The sequence below is a fragment of the Mesorhizobium shangrilense genome, from assembly GCF_028826155.1.
Taxonomy (GTDB): Bacteria; Pseudomonadota; Alphaproteobacteria; order Rhizobiales; family Rhizobiaceae; genus Arvimicrobium; species Arvimicrobium flavum.
This window is the reverse complement of sequence record NZ_JAQGPN010000001.1, coordinates 2,244,526-2,262,259: the sequence shown is the minus strand read 5'-3', so window position 1 is coordinate 2,262,259 and position 17,734 is coordinate 2,244,526. Positions and strand designations below refer to the sequence as shown.

Sequence of the window (17,734 nt, the reverse complement as noted above, 5' to 3'; positions counted from 1 at the left end):
TCCGTATCTCGGGGAACGAGCGTGGCAGTTGGAGGGAACGTTCCGACATCGACAGCGGGGACGCGCTTCAGGCTGTATGCCCAGGCGCCCTTCCTGGAGCCGTTTCACGAGCCTGAGACGGTGATCGTCTCGTCACCCGCCGGTTCGGTCGGTCCGGGCCCGGCTGACGATCGCATGTATGTGGTCGACCCGATCGGCAAACCCTTCGCCTACGGCGCGGCCGAAGACCTGCGCGGCAGCTTTGCGTATCTGATGCCTCCGTGGACCGGCGCCGTCTTCCCGCCCGCCCTGCCCGATGCCGACGGCCATTTCGACCATATCGCTCCCGGCAGTCCAGAATTCGAAGCGGCGCACCTGTTCGGAGTCGCGCGCTTCACGCTGGACGTCTGGGAAAAGTACTTCGGTCATCCGATCGAGTGGCATTTCGCCCCCGATCTCGACCGCCTGGAACTGGTGATCGAGCGCAATTTGCTCGAGAACGCCTTCATGGGATACGGCTTTTTGGAGGTGGGCGTACACCAGACCGCGGATCGGCGCATCGAGCCCTTCAGCCTCAACTTCGACGTGATCGCCCACGAGATCGGCCATTGCATCGTCTACGCCATGATCGGAACTCCCGATCCCGGAACCGACTCGCCCGAATACTACGGCTTCCATGAATCGGCGGCGGATCTGACCGCCCTGATCGCCGCGTTGCATTTCGACAGGGTCATCGACGAGCTGCTCGCCAGCAGCCGGGGCAACCTCTACACGCGCAACCTCGCCAACCGCTTCGCCGAGCTCACCGACAACGAGCAGATCCGGCTCGCCGCTAATCCGCTCACGCTGCTCGATTTCGTCCGCGGCTGGACCGACGAGCACGATCTGGCGCAGCCGCTGACCGGCGCGGTCTTCGACATGTTCGTCGACCTGTTCCACGAGGAGCTCGTGGCGCGCGAACTCATCAGCGCGAGCCAGGAGGATCTGTCCGACCAGCTCGAGGACGATCCCGAGTATTTTCGTGTGATCCAGCCGATTTTTGATGAAGCCTACGCGGCCGCTCCGCACGCCTTTCGCGAGGCGCTCGTCGCGACGCGGGACGAGATGGGGATGATGCTCGCCGAAACCTGGCGTCGTCTATCGCCTCGCGACCTTCGCTATTCGCAAGTGGGCGACACGTTGCGCGCCGTCGACCGCATGATGTCGGGCGGACGCTGGCGCAGGATCATCGACGTGAACCTGCGCCGCCGCGCCATCGGCTTCGCAAGGCCCGGTCCGCGCATCGCACCGCCTGCCGGCGACAGCCATTTCGATCTGGCCCGGGTGTTCGTGCCGGGGAACCATGCGCAGTGCTGCGGACGGCGGCGGCCGTCATTTCGAGAGAAGTATCAGAGCGTGTTGGCGCTCCCCTGAAGGAGAAGCTCACGCTCCGGGTTTGGAGGCCAGGTGCAGACTTCCGGCGTCCTGACGCGAAAACAGGTTTTCAAGATGGAGAAAGTCGATGGCCGAAACACTCTTAAGTCCGTCTAACGTGCTGTTGTTCGGGCGCGTCATGGATGACCTCACGATCACCGAACCTCTTGTCATTCCGCCGGGGGCGTTCAAGGTCATTGCCGCGTCCACCGCCAACGTCAACGTGGCGAACCCCCTGCCTAGTCTGGACACTGTAAACCTGAAATCGGGCAAGTATGTACTGCTGAAGGATCAGGCCACTGCAGCACAGAATGGAATATACGAGATCGTAAACAAGAAGCCTGTTCCTTATACTCCACCGGGCGGTCTCCCTCTCGACGTGTATGTCAGGCGTGGATCGAAAGGTGGTGGAAACAAGGGTGAGGTCTTTCATATCGACGCAGCCGGTGTGATCACGAAGTCGGGCAAGATTCCCGACGATCGGCACGGGCCATTCGCCAGACCACGAACCGGGTTGGCGAGCGAACTCGAGCAGCAACTGCTGCTCGATGAAGATCCAACCTTCGCGCGAATATACGGGTTCAGTTTCGAGGGGTTCTACTACGATCTGCCGTGGCCGGTCGTCTTCCTTGTTCATGGCGAAGGATATCCGGTGAGCGAGGCAAGGACCGGCATGTTCGGTACGGTGAGGGCCGCCCGCGCCCCCGGCGATCCGTCGCAGACCGGGCTGGGTCAGGCCGACTTCCAGTTCGCCGACGACATCATGGTCTGGTCCTACGACAAGGCCGACTACACTATCCGCATGGATGTCGAGACCGGCATGTTCGAGGACGTCCTCCTTGCCGCCATGCTGGGCGGACCGGGGGATTCGAGCGGCATGAATGCGCGTGGCATGAACGCGCGCGGCATGAATGCCCGCGGCATGAACGCTCGCGGCATGAACGCTCGCGGCATGAACGCGAGAGGCATGAATGCCCGCGGCGGCAACGGAGATTGAGCGTCGTACGGCGCTGGCGCCCTCGGCACGGCGTCGCGCGCCACAATTCAAGATTGACGACTTTGCGGATAGGCAACTTCCGAACGCATTTGTTTTAGCACGATTTCTCGGGATGCCGAAACGTTTGCGCGCGTGTTACACTTTCTTGCCTCGCGGTCAGTTCGCGAGTCCCAACCGAGGCTTGGCGCAGAATGGCGGTCACGCGACCGGACGTGCTCATTCGTAAGCTTTCGGCCATCCTCTTTGCCGACATCCACGGCTACAGCCGTTTGATGGGCCGGGACGAGGAGGGAACTGTCGTTCGGCTGACGCGCTCCCTGACGCTGATCCGCAACCTGGTGGAAGACTACGGCGGCGCCGTCGTGAGCGTGGCGGGCGATGGCCTGGTGGCGCTTTTCCCCAGCGCCCGCCAGGCGTTGCACTTCGCCGGCGAGATGCAGCGCGAGTTGTCCAACGAAGCAGTGTGGTGCGGCGACCAGGAACCGATCCTCTACCGCATCGGCATCACGGTGGGCGACACCATCGCCGGCGAGACCGGAATCTATGGTCAGACCATCAACATGGCGGCGCGGATCCAGACACTAGCCGTTCCAGGCGGCGTCTGTGTCGCCGAAACCGTCTACAAGCTGGTCAACGGCGATCCCGAATTCCACTTCCGTTCGATGGGCCGCCAGACGCTGAAGAATTTCGACGAGGCGGTCGAGGTGTTCGCCGTCGACTTCGCGGAAAGGGAAACCGATGGAGTTCCCGCCGCTCCGCTTCCCACCCCGGTGGCGCGTTCGACGGCGCCCGAGGGCTCCCTCGCCGTCCTGCCGCTCGAGAACGTGTCGGGCGACCCGGCCGACATCCACCTGTGCCAAGGCATCGTCGCCGATCTCATCTCGAACCTGTGCCGTTTCCGCAACCTGCTCGTCATTGCGCGGCATTCCAGCTTCCTGGTTTCGGCGCATTCGAAGTCGCTGCGCGAGATCAGCAATCATCTCGGCGTGCGATACCTGTTGTCCGGGAGCTTTCGCCGCGCCGGCAACCGGCTGCGCATCGCCGTCGACCTGATCGAAGCGCAGACCGAGAACACCCTTTGGTCGGAACGCTATGACGGCTCCCTCAGCGACATCTTCGCCTTCCAGGACGACGTCACGGCCACGACGGCGGCGCGCCTGGCCGTTCACATCGACATGGCGGAGCGACGCCGGCTTTCCACGCATATCCGGCCAAACCTTCATGCCTACGGCCTCATTCTGCGAGGACAGGACCTCAGCTTCCGCTTCCGCCCGGACAGCAACGCGCATGCGCGGCGCCTCTATGCGCAGGCGCGAACCCTCGAACCGCATTATGGCCGCAGCTATTCGGCCATGTCGCGGACCTTCAACGTCGAGTGGCGCTACAATTGGACGAGTGATCCGGAAGCGGCGCTGAACGAGGCCCTGAACCTGGCCCAGCTCGCCGTCCAGTATGACGATCTCGACGCCCGTGGCTTCGGCGAAATGGGGCTGGCGCACCTCTACAGGAAGGAGCATGAGGAGGCGATCGCGGCCTATGAACGCGCGCTACAGCTCAACCCGAATGACGCCGATCTTCTGGCGGAGATGGGCGACTGCCTCGTCTATGTGCGACAGGCCGAGCGCTCGGTAACACTCCTGGAGCAGGCGATACGGCTGAACCCGTATCATCCCGATTCATATCTTTGGTATCTTGGCGATGCCTATTTCCAGCTCGGCGAGTACGAAAAGACCATCCACACTCTCCAGCGCATGCGCGACCTCTCGGAAGGCCACAGGCTGCTCGCCGCCAGCCATGCGCTCATCGGAAACCAGCGCGAGGCGGAGAGGCACGCCCGCGGCGTCATGGAGGTGCACCCGAACTTCACGATCGAGCAATGGCGCAAGGTGCCACCGAACAAGTACCCCGAGGATCTCGAGATCTTTGTCGAGGGCCTGAGGAAAGCCGGCCTGCGATAGACAAGGCGGGCGGCGCTTTGGAAGCGCTTCGACGCGGCCGTTCCTTGCCCACTGAAAGCCCTGGTGACTGCCTGTGGGCGTCAGGGAGTGCGCGCTTATCGGTCAAGGGGCGGATCAGTCACCGCTTTCGAATGCTGCAGGACGGCCTTCGACCCAAACCTTTTTTGTCGGCGGCGGAAACGCCGCCTAATTTCGCGGCAATTTGCCACATTAGAGCGCAACAAATGAAAAAATAGGTCAGCAATGCTGACTTCTTTATTGCGGAGTGCGTGCCCGCCTTTTATGCAAGTGCAGTTTTTCCACCCACCCCTTCAGGAGTCACGATGTCCGAAGACAGCCTTCTTGATCACGCGCTTGTCCGCCTGGACGAAGCAGCCGCCCATCTGAGCATTGACCCGGACGTGATCGAGAAACTGAAATTCGCGCGCGAGACTACCAAAGCCCGTCTCATGATCCGCATGGACGACGGCTCGCGAAAGTCGTTCCTCGCCTGGCGCTGCCGCTATGACGACACGCGCGGCCCGACCAAGGGCGGCATCCGCTTCCATCCGGAATCGACCGCCGACGAGGTCGAGACGCTGGCTTTCTGGATGACCTTCAAGTGCGCCGTGATGAACCTGCCCTACGGCGGCGGCAAGGGCGCCGTGCAGGTCGATCCGCGCAAGCTCTCGAAGGCTGAGCTGGAGCGCCTCTCGCGCGCCTACATCCAGGCTTTCGCACGCATCATCGGCCCGGATCGCGACATCCCGGCCCCCGACGTCTACACCAACTCCATGATCATGGGCTGGATGTCCGACGAGTATGCGCAAATCGTCGGCCGGGCCGAGCCTGCGGTCATCACCGGCAAGCCGATCGCGCTGGGCGGCTCGCTCGGACGCGGCGACGCCACCGCACGTGGCGGCTACTATCTCGTCTGCCACCTCGCGGAAGACCTTGGCCTGAGCAAGACCATGCGCGTCGCCATCCAGGGGTTCGGCAACGCTGGCCAGCACATCGCCAGCCTGCTGGCAGCCGACGGCCACAAGATTGTCGCCGTCTCCGACTCGGAAGGCGCCGTCTATTCGCCGGCCGGCCTGCATGTCGATCTGCTGCTTGACGCCAAGGCCAAGGGCCAGTCGGTCACTGCGACCGCAGGTCAGGGCGGCCATGACGTGATCTCGTCCGAACGTCTCGTCGGCGTCGACTGCGACCTGCTGGTGCCGGCTGCGCTGGAGAACATGATCCATGAGCGCAACGCAGCCTCGGTCAAGGCCAAGCTGGTGCTGGAGCTTGCCAACGGCCCGGTGACCCCGGAAGCCGACAAGATCCTCGCCGCCAACGGAACCGTCATCCTGCCCGACATCCTGGCCAATGCTGGCGGCGTCACCGTCTCCTACTTCGAGTGGGTGCAGAACAAGCAGGGCTATTACTGGACCGTCGAGGACATCCACAGCCGCCTGCGCACCATCATGGAGCGCGAGGGACGCGCCATCTGGGACGTCTCCCGCGAGAAGGGCACGACCGTCCGCACGGCGGCTTATGTCCACGCGCTGAGCCGGCTTGCCGAAGCCATTGAGGCGCACGGCACGCAGAGCTTCTTCACGAGCTGATCGAAACGGCCATCCGGCTGATGTGAAAAAGGCCCTGCCGCATCGCTGCGGCAGGGCCTTTTTCTTGGGAGCCGTTCCGGGCTTCACTTTCCCGGGACAGCCCTCTTCTCTTGTCCCGTCAGACGTCGGCGACCGGGCGGTCGTCCGCGCCTTCGCGGATGCGCGTCGGCAGGCCGATCCGGTCGAGCAGCGCGAGGAAGGGCCGCGCCGGCAGTTCCTCGACGTTGGCCATCTTCTTCACGTCCCAGTCGCCCGAGGCAATCAGCATCGCTGCGGCGACGGCGGGCACGCCGGCCGTGTAGGAAATGCCCTGCGAGCCGACTTCCTCGAAGGCTTCCTTGTGGTCGGCCACGTTGTAGATGAAGACCTCGCGCGGCTTGCCGTCCTTCACGCCCTTCACCAGGTCGCCGATGCAGGTCTTGCCGGTGTAGTCAGGCGCCAGCGAGCCCGGATCGGGCAGCACCGCCTTCACCACCTTGAGCGGCACGACCTCCAGCCCTTCCGCGGTCTTGACCGGCTTTTCCGACAGGAGGCCGAGATTGTTCAGGACCGTGAAGACGTTGATGTAGTGGTCGCCAAAACCCATCCAGAACCGCACGTTCGGCACGCCGAGGATGTGCGAGAGCGAATGCACCTCGTCATGACCGGTCAGATAGGCACGCTGGGTGCCGACGACAGGAAGGTCCCAGTCCTTGCCGACCTCGAACATCTTGTTCGACGTCCACTTGCTGTCCTGCCACGACCACACCTGACCGGTGAACTCGCGGAAGTTGATCTCCGGATCGAAGTTGGTGGCGAAGTAGCGGCCGTGGCTGCCGGCATTGATGTCGATTATGTCGATCGAATCGATGCGGTCGAACAACTCGTCATGGGCGAGCTTCGCGTAGGCGTTGACCATACCCGGATCGAAGCCGGCGCCGAGAATGGCGGTCACGCCCGCCTTCTCGCACTCCTCGCGGCGCTTCCACTCGTAGTTGGCGTACCACGGCGGCGTCTCGCAGACCTTCTTGGGGTCTTCGTGGATCGCCGTGTCGATGTAGGCCGCGCCGGTGGCGATGCAGGCAGACATCACCGACATGTTGAGGAAAGCCGAGCCGACATTGATGACGATGCGGCTTCCGGTGCGTTCGATCAGCGCCTTGGTCGCTTCCACATCCATCGCGTCGAGCGCATGAGCCTCGATCACGCCGTCCGTCTTGAGAGACTTCTTCTCCCGGACGGAAGCCACGATCTGGCGGCACTTCTCCACAGTGCGTGAAGCGATATGGATATCGCCGAGCACGTCATTGTTCTGGGCGCACTTGTGCGCCACGACCTGGGCCACGCCGCCAGCGCCGATGATGAGGACGTTCTTCTTCATTTCGGGGGAGGATTTCCTTCTGCTTGTGAAATGTATCGGCCTCAGGAGAGGCTTTGTTCGTAGTCGGTAAAGGTGAAATCGCGGACGGTCCTGACCGATCCGTCGAGCTCGCGGATCGCGATCGCGGGCATCTTCACGCCGTTAAACCAGTTCTTTTTGACCATTGTATAACCGGCCGCGTCCTCGACCGAGATGCGGTCGCCGACCTTCAGCTCGGCCGGGAAGTCGAACTCGCCGAAAATGTCGCCGGCCAGGCACGACTTTCCGCAGACCATGTAGCTGTGCGGACCGGCGTTGGGCTCGATCTTGGCCTTCTCGCGATAGATCAGCAGGTCGAGCATGTGCGCCTCGATCGAGCTGTCAACGATCGCGAGGTTCTTGCCGTTGAACAGCGTATCGAGCACGGTGACCTCGAGCGTCGTGCTTTTGGTGATCGCGGCCTCGCCGGGCTCGAGATAGACCTGCACGCCGAACCGCTCCGAGAATGCCTTCAGCCGCGCACAGAACGCCTCGATCGGATAGCCCTCGCCCGTGAAATGGATGCCGCCGCCGAGGCTCACCCACTCGACGCGCGACAAGAGCGATCCGAACCGCTCCTCGATCTGGCCGAGCATACGGTCAAACAGGTCGAAATCGGCGTTCTCGCAGTTGTTGTGGATCATGAACCCGCTGATGCGGTCCATGACATTCTCGATCTTTGCCGCGTCCCATTCGCCGAGACGGCTGAAGGGGCGTGCGGGATCGGCAAGGTCGAAGGTGGACGATGACACCTGCGGATTGAGACGAAGGCCGCGCTGGATTCCTTCCGCCTTATCGGCGAAACGCTCCAGCTGCCCGATCGAATTGAAAATGATCTTGTCGGCGTGCGACACCACCTCCTCGATCTCATGATCGGCATAAGCCACGCTGTACGCGTGCGTTTCGCCGCCGAACTTCTCGCGCCCCAGTCTGACCTCGTAGAGAGATGAGGACGTGGTTCCGTCCATGTATTCGCGCATGAAGTCGAACACGGACCAGGTCGCAAAGCACTTCAGCGCCAGCAGCGCCTTCGCGCCGGAGCGCTCGCGCACGAGGGCGATCTTCTCCATGTTGCGAAGAAGCTTGCTCTTGTCGATCAGGTAGTATGGTGTCTGGATCATGGTCGTCCGGTAGTCTTCAGGTCTCTGACTGTCGTGCCGGGGCCGGTCCTAACGGCAAACTCCCGATGAGGGAACCGTCAAAAGTGACCCGGCGCGCCGGATATGCGGTCCGCGGTGGCCGGTCCAGCACCCCGACGACCTCGAGACCGAGCGCTCTGCGCTTCATCGAGCGCGCCGCAAGCGAGATGTTGACCGACACCTTGCTGCCGTATGGTTCGGCAAGACCGTGTGGATCGCGGCTGAAGTCGACCCCGTGGCGCAGGAACGGCGTCTTGTCGGCAAACCGGTCCGGCCGCGGCCGAAATCCACGCCGGTCGACGATGCCGATCCATTCCCCCACATGCCCCGGTCGCTCCCGCATCCGCGACAGGAGGGTGAGGAACTCCTCCTGGCGGTTCGGCGTGGGGGCGGCCCCCTTCGGGTCCGAGAGGCGGTGCAGGTCGCAGGCCAGACGGTAGGCGTCGTGTTTGGGTTTCCTCCAGATCAGGCGCCTGCCGTCGATCAGGTCGAGGTACTCATCGATCGCCGGGATCGGGATCTCCTCGCTGGCATGCGCGGCGAACAGCATCAACGGATCACATTCCGTCCTTCCGGCCGGCTGCGCGGCGAGGTCGATCTCTGACGCCTCGTCCAGGGGCGGAACGAAATCGAGCGTGGCGACGACCGAGGCACAGACCCGCCAGGAGCGCGCGACGATCTCTGCCGCGATCTCTGAAGTCAGGCCGGCCTGGCGATGCAACGCATGTGCAACCGCCAGGCCGACCCTCAGGCGTGGCGACAGCCTGCGGACGCCTGCATCTCGACCGGAACCGCATTCGTCACGGAATCCGGGAGCGCCGAGCAATGCGCGGACGATGTCCACTTCGCATTGCAAGGCCGCTGCAAGCGCCGCATCGTCCAGCCAGCCTGTATGCCAAGCCGCAACGCGCGTATGATTCATAATTTCGCTCATGCCCTGGCCTCCAGGCCGACACCGAGGGGCCGGAGCCCACCCGCCCGCCGCGGACCGACAGCCGGCCGCGCGGCCGAGGGCGGCTCATGCAGTCTCAGCCACGCGAAGGCTTCCGCTGCCGTCTGCGCCGAACGCAGGCGCTCTCGAAGATCCGCCGACCGCAGCAGCCTGGACATGCGCGACAGCGCAGGCAGAAAGCGTGCGATGTCCGCCTTCGGCCACAGCAGGGCCAGCACCAGGTCCACCGGGTCGCTGTCGGGCGCGTCGAAGCAGACAGGCTTCTCCAGCCTCACCAGCATCGCTGCAGGCGCTTCGATCCCGTCCAGCCGCGCGTGGGGTACGGCCACGCCATGACCGATGCCCGTCGATCCGAGGCGTTCACGGCGAAGCAACGCTGCCAGGACTTCGCCGTCGCTCGCACCAGCCCGTTTTGCGAGCGAGGCGGCGATTTTGGCTAACGCCGACCTCTTTCCCCTGGCCGGCATCCCGAGCATGATGTCCTGCTCCCGCAGGACCTTACCGATGTCCATGATCGCCTCCGCGTCATCGGCAAGCGTGGTCCGCCTCTGCGGGCGCGCGCCGGCGGCATCGCTCAGCGGCGACGCCAACATTGGAAAGGGTGGAAACCTGGCGGTCCCGGACGCGAAGCCAGGGCTTCAGATCGCGTCCGGGCTAAAATCCCGCTTTGAGGAGCCGGGCTCCTCGGGAATGAATGACAGGGACAGCCAACATGCGCCGAACGTAGGTATGGCCGAAGCGAAGTCAAGCGCCCGCCGAAATCGCGCTCTGCGGCCGGACGTCCCGTGTTCCCGGCGTCCGGCTGCAAGGCGTCATGCGGTCCTTTTCGAGGTGAGCTCCAGCGAACGGAGCAACTCGCCCAGTTCCGGTTCGCCCACCATCGCGGCCGCTTCGTCGATCGGCCACCAGCCACGCTTGCGCTCGCCCTTTTCCGGCCAGTTGAGCAGCGTTCCCTTCACGTGCAGATCGAACAGCGTCACGTTCCGCGGCTCGATGCTGCCGTCGTCATGGACTTTCGAGTACAGGTAGCTGCCGATCGGCTCGTCACCCGTCCGGCCGATCACGCCCGCCTCCTCGAATGCCTCGCGCGCCGCCGACTGCGCCGGCGATCGCTCCCTCGCCAGCCACCCCTTCGGCACGATCCAGCGCCCACGACGCCGCGACGTGACGAGCAGCACCTGAAGCACGCCCTTGCGACTGACCCGCCAGGGCAGCGCGGCATACTGCTGGGCGAGATCGGCCTTGTCGTTCGCCTTGGCGGCTTGCGGCACGGGCATCTCCATCACGCTCAAGGCTGGATTCCGCGCATGCCCAGATCGGCCGTCGAGACGGTCGCGGCGAAAGTTGGCCGCGTCGGCGAAACGACGATCGACGCAATGCACCAGGGGCATCGGGCGGCCGCCCGGGGGAGATAACGGTTACAGGAAGTACAAAGGCGCTTCGGATGAAGTATTCTCATGATACGCTCCATCAATGCGGCGCTGCAAAGCACCGCAAGAAATGAACCGCATGTCTGAATTGTCCCGGAGCAGAATTACGTGCGGAATTCAGGATTAGGAAGCCCGCTCCGGGAAAAGCCCCGTGCTTTTCCGGCAAGCCTCGTAATCCTGATGAAAGTCTCCATGCACATAGCTTCAACCTAGGCTGTCGGCACGGCGCTTTCAAGGGCGACGCGATGTCACCGGTTAAAGATTTTCTTTTTTCTTCAGTGGTTTGACTTTCCCGGGGATCTGGCCATGATCACGCGCCGTGAGCAAGATTTCTTCCATCGGGCTTCCTTTCCGGAAGCGTCCCCAAATCGGCCGCTAGCCCTGGTTTGGCACTTCGCCGACGCGATGCCGGACCAGGGAAAACCTTCCTGAACAACGTACATTTTTTGGATCTGCCGCACCCGCACGCAGTTTTGCGCGCGGCCCGGCGGTCATGGAACTTTGGAAAGGTGCCCGAGATGGCAAAGAGAAGCGGCAATCGCGAAGCGCGCAAGCCCAAGCAGAACAAGGAGAAGAAGGTGGAGGCCGGCTCCATCTCGCAGCTCAGCGCAAGCGCGGGATCGCCTGCAAAGCGGCGATAGTCGCCATTTGCCGCCGCATTTTTTTCGGTCGAGGGCGCGTCCATGCAGGGGCGCGCCCTTTCCGGTTCAGGATCCGGTCGGCTCGCCCGATCCATCCTTCTGCGCCACCACTTCGTGGGGCGGAACCTCGACGTTTCCCTCGGTGCGGTCGCGATAGAGCGCGGCGCGGGCGAGCAACATCAGCGTCACCGGCGTCGTCACCGTGACGAAGATGCCGATGAGGATTTCGTGCAAGACGAAGCGGGTCTGGAGCACGGAAAAGCAGATCATCGAGCCGATGACGATCGCGCCGGTTCCCCAGCTCGTGCCAAGCGTCGGCGCATGGATCCGCTCGAAGAAGGTACGCAGCTGCAACGTGCCGATCGCGCCGATCAGCGTAAGGCTCGCGCCCAGGAGCACGAAGAAGGCCGTCAGCAGCGCCGCCCAGGCCGGCAAGGCTTCCGCATGGGTCATTCGATCACCTCGCCCCGCATCAGGAACTTGGCGAGCGCCACCGTCGACACGAAGCCGATGACGCCGATCACCAGCGCCGCTTCGAAATAGAACGTGCTGCCGGTGCGGATACCGAACGTTAGTATCAGCAGCATGGCGTTCGCGTACATCGCGTCGAGGCAGAGCACGCGGTCCTGCGCGCGGGGGCCGCGCACGAGCCGATAGACATTGCAGCCCATGGCGACGACGAGCATGCACTGTGCAATCGTCACCGCCCACACGAGAACGACGGCGCTCATTCGAATATCTCCAGCAGCAGGGCCTCGTAGCGATTTCTGATCAGGGCGATCCATTCCTCCTCGTCGAGCAGGTCGAGCACATGGATCAGCAGGATGCCGGTATCGGAATCGTACTCCACCCACGCCGTGCCGGGGGTGCTGGTCACGATGCAGGCGAGTACCGCCAATCCCGTCGGGTCGCGCAATGCGAGCGGGATGGCGACGAAGCCTGCAACCCGCTGGCGCCGCAGGCCGTGGAGGATCACGCTGGCGACGGCGATGTTGGAGCGCAGGATGTCGAGCAGCACGATCCCCAGAAGCTGCGGAATCCGCCGCCACCGTCGCAGCCTGGGCTTGGAGGGATGCAGCGCCGCCATCGCGCGGGACGCGATCAGCGCGACGACCGTTCCGAGCAGGAAGTGGCCCAGCGAGAAGGCGTTGAGCAGCATCCACATCAGGATCAGGGATGCCGTCAGCAGCGGATAGGGCAGCACGCGGCTCATTGTGCGGCCTCCCCTGCCCCGTCATCCACGCCGGCCTTCGGCAGTACGCTGCTGATATAGCCGCCCGGTGAATGCAGGGACCGCGCCGTCGCATCGGTATAGCCCATCAGGGCCCCGCCCTGCACGGTCAGCGCGAAACAGAGCCCGATCAGCATGATGATGGGCGCCACTTCGACGACCAGGACGCGGGGGACGATGACCTCCAGCGGCGCCCAGAAGGTGCGGATGCCGGTACGCATCATCGAGAGCAGCGCGGCCAGGCCCGACAGGATGAGCAGTGCCGCCAGCACCCAGGTCCGAGCAGGGATATCCGCGGGCGCGCCGAGTCCGTCCAGGTTCAACATGGCGGTGAGCAACGCGAACTTGGCGATGAAGCCCGACAAAGGCGGCAGACCGGCAAGCAGGAGGGCGATGCAACCGAAGCAGACGCCGAGGATGGCAAGCGCGCCCGGCATCACGACGCCGACCTCCTCTTCCTCGTCCTCCTCGGCTTCGACCTCGTCGCCATATGCTTCCATGGTGACGGTCAGCAGGTCCGCCCCCGGCTCCTGCGCACGCTCGACCAGTTCGATCAGCAGGAACAGCGCGCTGATCGTCAGCGTGGAGCTCACCATATAGAAGAGTGCGCCCGAAACGACCGCCGTGTCTCCCATGCCGACGGCTGCAAGCAACGTGCCCGACGAGACCAGCAGGCTGTACCCGGCGAGCCGCCCCATCGCCTGGGAGGCCAGCACGCCGAAGGCGCCGAAGGCGACCGTCGCCATGCCTCCGAACAGCAGAACGGGACCGCCGAAACCGGTCAGCGCGCCGGCTTCGCTGCCGAAGAGGAGCAGTGTGAGGCGCAGGAGCACATAGACGCCGACCTTGCTCAGCACCGCAAACAGCGCCGCCACCGGCGCGGCTGCCGCCATGTAGGCCGCCGGCAGCCAGAAGCAGAGGGGCCACATGCCGGCCTTCACCAGGAAAGCGACGCCCAGGATGGCGACACCCGCCTCCAGCAGCATCCGGTCCTCGTCCGCGACGCCGGGCAGCCGCACCGCAAGGTCGGCCATGTTCAGCGTGCCGGTGACTCCGTAGACAAGACTGACCCCGATCAGGAACAGCAGCGAAGCGGCAAGGTTGACGGCAATGTAGTGCAGCCCGGCGCGCACACGGAACACCCCCGAGCCATGCAGCATGAGCCCGTAGGAGGCGGCCAGCAGCACTTCGAAGAAGACGAACAGGTTGAACAGGTCGCCCGTGAGGAAGGCTCCGCCCAGCCCCATCAGCAGGAACTGGAACAGCGTGTGGAAGTGTGGTCCGGCCTTGTGCCAGCGCGCCAGCGAGAACACCAGCGATGCGATCGCAAGCACGGCCGAGAGCAGAAGCATCAGAGCCGACAGTCGATCGAGCACCAGCACGATGCCGAACGGAGCCGGCCAGTTCCCCAGCGCATAGGAACGCGTCAGCGCCTCGGCTTCCGCCGGCGGCGCGTCGGCGAGCCGCAGCAGCGCGATCGACAGCGCCAGAAACATCAGCGTCGACACGAAGTTGAGGCCTGCCTTCAGGACGTGCCGCCGCTCGTCGAACAGAAGCAGGGTCGCCCCGGTTGCCAGCGGAAGGAGGATCGGAGCGATCAGCAGGTGCTGCGACCAGCCCATCAGCGAGGCTCCCGCCCGTCAACGTGGTCGCTGCCCGTCAGCCCGCGTGACGCGAGAAGCACGACGAGGAACAGCGCCGTGGTCGCGAAACCGATGACGATCGCCGTGAGCACCAGTGCCTGCGGAACCGGATCCGCATAGTCAGCCGGATTGACCGTCCCGCCCTGCCCGAGCACCGGTGCCGCGCCGATGCGCAGCCTGCCCATGCTAAAGATGAACAGGTTGACGGCGTAGGACAGCAAGGAAAGGCCGATGATGACCTGATAGGTGCGCGGTCGCTGGATCAGCCAGACGCCCGATCCGGTGAGTGCACCGATGGCGATGGCAAGCGTCAGTTCCATCAGGTCGACTCCTCGATTCGCGCCGCGCGGAGCCGGCGGATCGACTGGTGGGCAAGTGCGATAAGCATCAGCACCGTGGCGCCGACCACGAGCGAGAACACGCCGAAGTCGAAGAGAGCTGCCGACGCCAGCGGAATCTTGCCGATGAACGGCAGGTCGGCGTACCGGAAATACGACGTCAGGAAGGGCTCTCCGAACAGCCAGGCAGCCGCGCCGGTCAGCAGCGCGATCAGCAGGCCGCCGCCGATCCACATCACCGGCAGGATACGCAGCCTGTCTTCCACCCATGTGGTTCCCGCCGCCATGTACTGCAGGATGAAGCCAGCGGCCATGGCGACCCCTGCGACGAAGCCGCCTCCCGGGGCATCGTGGCCGCGCAGCAGCAGATAGGCCGCCAGCACGATGATCACCGGGAACATCCACTGCATGATCACCGCAGGCACGAACAGATAGTCGACCGCGGTTGCGTCCGGGGCGCGGTTGGGATGCGCTTCGTCATAGGCATGCTGGATGCGCTGCTGCTCGGGGCGCTCGATGCTGTCGGGAGCAGGACGGAAGCGGCGCAACAGCGCGAAGACCGTCAACGCCACGATGCCGAGCACCGTGATCTCGCCCAGCGTGTCGAAGCCACGGAAGTCGACGAGGATGACGTTGACGACGTTGCGCCCGCCGCCCTCGCTGTACGCCTTCTCCAGGAAGAAGTCGGCGATCGTGTCCGGTGAGGGGCGCATCATCACGGTGTAGGCTATCGCCGACATGCCGACGCCTGCCGCCACCGCCAGGGCAAGGTCGCGGAAGCGGCGAAGCCGCACCATCGCGCCGCTCGGCTCGATCAGATCCCTTGATCGTTTCGGCAACCAGCGTAGACCGAGCAGGATCAACACCGTCGTCACGATCTCCACGACGAGCTGGGTCGCGGCAAGGTCGGGCGCGGACAGCCAGATGAAGGTCACGCAGGTGACGAGTCCGGTGCCGCCCAGCAGCACCAGCGCCGCGAGCCGGTGGAATTTTGCCTGGTAGGCGGCGGCCACGGCGCAGGCCACGCCGATCGTCCACAGCCCGACGAAGACCAGATCGGTCCCGGCCGCGTCCGGGGCGGCGAGGACGAAGCCGCCGCGATACAGCGGAACGAAGGCGGCCGCGAAGGCGACCAGCACCAGCAGCCGCAACTGCGGCTGCAGGCGGCGGGTGCCGAGATGGCTTTCGATGAAACGCGCCCATCGCCAGGAAATGGTGACCATCACCCGCTCGAAGATTCGCTGTCCTTCGATGCGGCCCAGGAGCAGCGGCCGCTCCGAGGCCTCGAGATAGTTGCCGATCGCGAGATAGAGCAGCCCGCCGCCGGCGAGCGCCAGGCCGCTCATGGCGAGCGGCAGTGTCACGCCGTGCCAGACCGCGAGGCTGTATTCCGGCGTCTCCGCGCCGAGCACAGATTCAACGGCGACGTGCAGGTAAGGCCCAATGGTCAGGCCGGGGACGATACCGACCACGAGGCAGGCGAACACCAGGAATGTGACAGGAAACCGCATCCAGAACGGCGGCTCGTGCGGCTCGCGCGGAAAGCTTTCAGGAGGAGCGCCCAGGAAGATGGAATGGATCAGGCGCATCGAATAGGTGACGGCCAGCATGCTTGCGAGCACCGCCGCGTAGGGAGCGACGGTATCCAGCCAGGAATACGCATGCGTTTCGACCGCCTGGGCGAAGAACATCTCCTTGGAGAGGAAGCCATTGAGCAACGGTACGCCCGCCATGGCGGCGCTCGCCACCATGGCCAACGTGCCGGTGATCGGCATGTACCGGAACAGACCGCTGAGACGTCTCAGGTCGCGTGTGCCGGTCTCGTGGTCGATGATGCCCGCGGCCATGAACAGCGACGCCTTGAAGGTCGCGTGATTCATCATGTGGAAGATGGCGGCCACGGCGCCGAGCGGGCTGCCGAAGCTCAGCAGCAGCGTGATCAGCCCGAGATGACTGATCGTCGAATAGGCAAGCAGGCCCTTCAGGTCCTGCTGGAACATCGCCAGGTAGGCCCCGAGCACCAGCGACGCCATGCCGGCAAGCCCCACGATGGTGAACCATTCGGGCGTACCTGAAAGCACCGGCCAGAGCCGCGCCATGAGGAAGACGCCGGCCTTCACCATGGTCGCGGAGTGCAGATAGGCTGAAACCGGCGTGGGCGCGGCCATGGCGTTGGGCAGCCAGAAGTGGAACGGGAACTGCGCGCTTTTCGTCAGCGCGCCAAGCAGGATGAGCAGGAGCGCCGGCACGTAGAGGTCGTGCGCCCGGATCAGGTCGCCGGACTGCAGTACGCGGTCGAGATCATAGCTGCCGACGATATGGCCGAGGATCAGCACGCCCGCCAGCAGACCGAGCCCGCCGATTCCCGTCACGGTCAGCGACATGCGGGCGCCGTCGCGCGCGGCCTGGTTGTGATGCCAATAGCCGATGAGCAGGAAGGAGACGATGCTGGTCAACTCCCAGAAGACGACCAGCAGGATGAGGTTTCCCGACACGACGACGCCGAGCATGGCGCCCATGAAGGCCTGGAAATACGAGAAGAACCGCGGCACCGGATCTTCCGCGGACATGTAGTAGCGCGCGTAGATGACGACGAGCAGTCCGATGCCGGAGATCAGGAAGGCGAACAGCCAGGCGAAACCGTCGAGCCGCAGCGCAATTTCCAGCCCGAGACTGGGCACCCACGCGAATGTCGCCCGCACCGCGCCTTCCGCTGCAACGGTCGGATAGAGCACCCAGGTGATGACATGGCACAGGAGGGCGACGACGCCAGCCAACGCCCCGGCGACGTCACGGCTGGAAGACGCCAGCGTGGCGGTCACCAGGCTTCCTGCAAATGGCAGCAGAACCATGACCGTCAGCAGGGCGTGATCTGTCATCCCGGGCGGGTCTCCGTCTCAGAAATTGGGCGATGAACCTTCACTAGCCACCGAATATCGCGGTGACAATCGCCAATGCGCCTCCAGGGACGGTTTGTATCTTAAACTTGCGTGATCGGCCGCGTCGCGCCAGCCGGCGCGACGGAGCCTGACCTCGCTCGTCTGCG

General features: G+C 64.3%; 16 protein-coding genes. 5 read left to right on the top strand and 11 right to left on the bottom strand.

From position 1 onward, the window contains the following. The first annotated feature begins 21 nt into the window (after positions 1–21). From PD284_RS11010 to PD284_RS10995, 4 genes are all read left to right on the top strand, one after another. Positions 22–1,392: a gluzincin family metallopeptidase gene (locus tag PD284_RS11010; protein ID WP_274628243.1), complete on the top strand. Its 1,371-nt coding sequence runs from the start codon at positions 22–24 to the stop codon at positions 1,390–1,392. An 88-nt stretch (positions 1,393–1,480) separates the two neighbouring features. Further along, entirely contained in the window at positions 1,481–2,389 is a 909-nt protein-coding gene (locus PD284_RS11005; RefSeq protein ID WP_274628242.1) for a hypothetical protein, read from the top strand. Positions 2,390–2,580: 191 nt separating this feature from the next. Next, the gene (locus PD284_RS11000) at positions 2,581–4,347 is read left to right on the top strand and encodes a tetratricopeptide repeat protein (protein ID WP_274628241.1); all 1,767 of its coding nucleotides are present in this window, start codon (positions 2,581–2,583) and stop codon (positions 4,345–4,347) included. A gap of 323 nt (positions 4,348–4,670) precedes the next feature. After that, entirely contained in the window at positions 4,671–5,936 is a 1,266-nt protein-coding gene (locus PD284_RS10995; protein ID WP_274628240.1) for a Glu/Leu/Phe/Val family dehydrogenase, read from the top strand. A 118-nt stretch (positions 5,937–6,054) separates the two neighbouring features. Here PD284_RS10995 and PD284_RS10990 read toward each other — a convergent pair whose 3' ends face one another. The 5 genes from PD284_RS10990 to PD284_RS10970 form a co-directional block, all read right to left on the bottom strand. After that, a complete protein-coding gene (locus tag PD284_RS10990) occupies positions 6,055–7,296 on the bottom strand; it encodes a saccharopine dehydrogenase family protein (RefSeq protein WP_274628239.1) in 1,242 nt (413 codons plus the stop codon). A 41-nt stretch (positions 7,297–7,337) separates the two neighbouring features. After that, a complete protein-coding gene (gene nspC, locus PD284_RS10985) occupies positions 7,338–8,435 on the bottom strand; it encodes a carboxynorspermidine decarboxylase (protein ID WP_274628238.1) in 1,098 nt (365 codons plus the stop codon). A 16-nt stretch (positions 8,436–8,451) separates the two neighbouring features. Then, positions 8,452–9,387 (bottom strand): hypothetical protein, encoded by a 936-nt coding sequence (locus tag PD284_RS10980; protein WP_274628237.1) that lies wholly within the window; start codon positions 9,385–9,387, stop codon positions 8,452–8,454. Further along, on the bottom strand, positions 9,384–9,917 hold the full coding sequence (locus tag PD284_RS10975; protein WP_274628236.1) for a PTS sugar transporter subunit IIA: 534 nt from the start codon (positions 9,915–9,917) through the stop codon (positions 9,384–9,386). The genes PD284_RS10980 and PD284_RS10975 overlap by 4 nt, the downstream gene beginning before the upstream one ends. A 300-nt stretch (positions 9,918–10,217) precedes the next feature. Continuing rightward, complete coding sequence (locus tag PD284_RS10970; protein ID WP_274630603.1) at positions 10,218–10,688, bottom strand: NUDIX hydrolase; 471 nt, start codon at positions 10,686–10,688, stop codon at positions 10,218–10,220. A gap of 665 nt (positions 10,689–11,353) precedes the next feature. Between PD284_RS10970 and PD284_RS10965 the strand changes: the two genes are divergently transcribed. After that, complete coding sequence (locus PD284_RS10965; protein WP_274628235.1) at positions 11,354–11,476, top strand: hypothetical protein; 123 nt, start codon at positions 11,354–11,356, stop codon at positions 11,474–11,476. Between the two features lie 66 nt (positions 11,477–11,542). On the opposite strand, the gene mnhG is transcribed toward PD284_RS10965, so the two are convergent. The 6 genes from mnhG to PD284_RS10935 are packed head-to-tail and all read right to left on the bottom strand — an operon-like array spanning position 11,543 to position 17,567. Beyond that, on the bottom strand, positions 11,543–11,929 hold the full coding sequence (gene mnhG / locus PD284_RS10960; protein WP_274628234.1) for a monovalent cation/H(+) antiporter subunit G: 387 nt from the start codon (positions 11,927–11,929) through the stop codon (positions 11,543–11,545). Continuing rightward, a complete protein-coding gene (locus tag PD284_RS10955; RefSeq protein WP_274628233.1) occupies positions 11,926–12,207 on the bottom strand; it encodes a K+/H+ antiporter subunit F in 282 nt (93 codons plus the stop codon). The genes mnhG and PD284_RS10955 overlap by 4 nt, the downstream gene beginning before the upstream one ends. Then, positions 12,204–12,689, bottom strand: a complete 486-nt coding sequence (locus PD284_RS10950) for a Na+/H+ antiporter subunit E (RefSeq protein WP_274628232.1) — start codon at positions 12,687–12,689, stop codon at positions 12,204–12,206. The genes PD284_RS10955 and PD284_RS10950 overlap by 4 nt, the downstream gene beginning before the upstream one ends. Further along, entirely contained in the window at positions 12,686–14,329 is a 1,644-nt protein-coding gene (locus PD284_RS10945; protein ID WP_274628231.1) for a monovalent cation/H+ antiporter subunit D, read from the bottom strand. Before PD284_RS10945 ends, PD284_RS10950 begins: the two co-directional genes overlap by 4 nt. Further along, positions 14,329–14,670, bottom strand: coding sequence for a Na+/H+ antiporter subunit C (locus tag PD284_RS10940; protein ID WP_274628230.1), 342 nt, complete (start codon positions 14,668–14,670; stop codon positions 14,329–14,331). The genes PD284_RS10945 and PD284_RS10940 overlap by 1 nt, the downstream gene beginning before the upstream one ends. After that, entirely contained in the window at positions 14,670–17,567 is a 2,898-nt protein-coding gene (locus tag PD284_RS10935) for a monovalent cation/H+ antiporter subunit A (protein ID WP_274628229.1), read from the bottom strand. Before PD284_RS10935 ends, PD284_RS10940 begins: the two co-directional genes overlap by 1 nt. Positions 17,568–17,734: the final 167 nt, after the last annotated feature.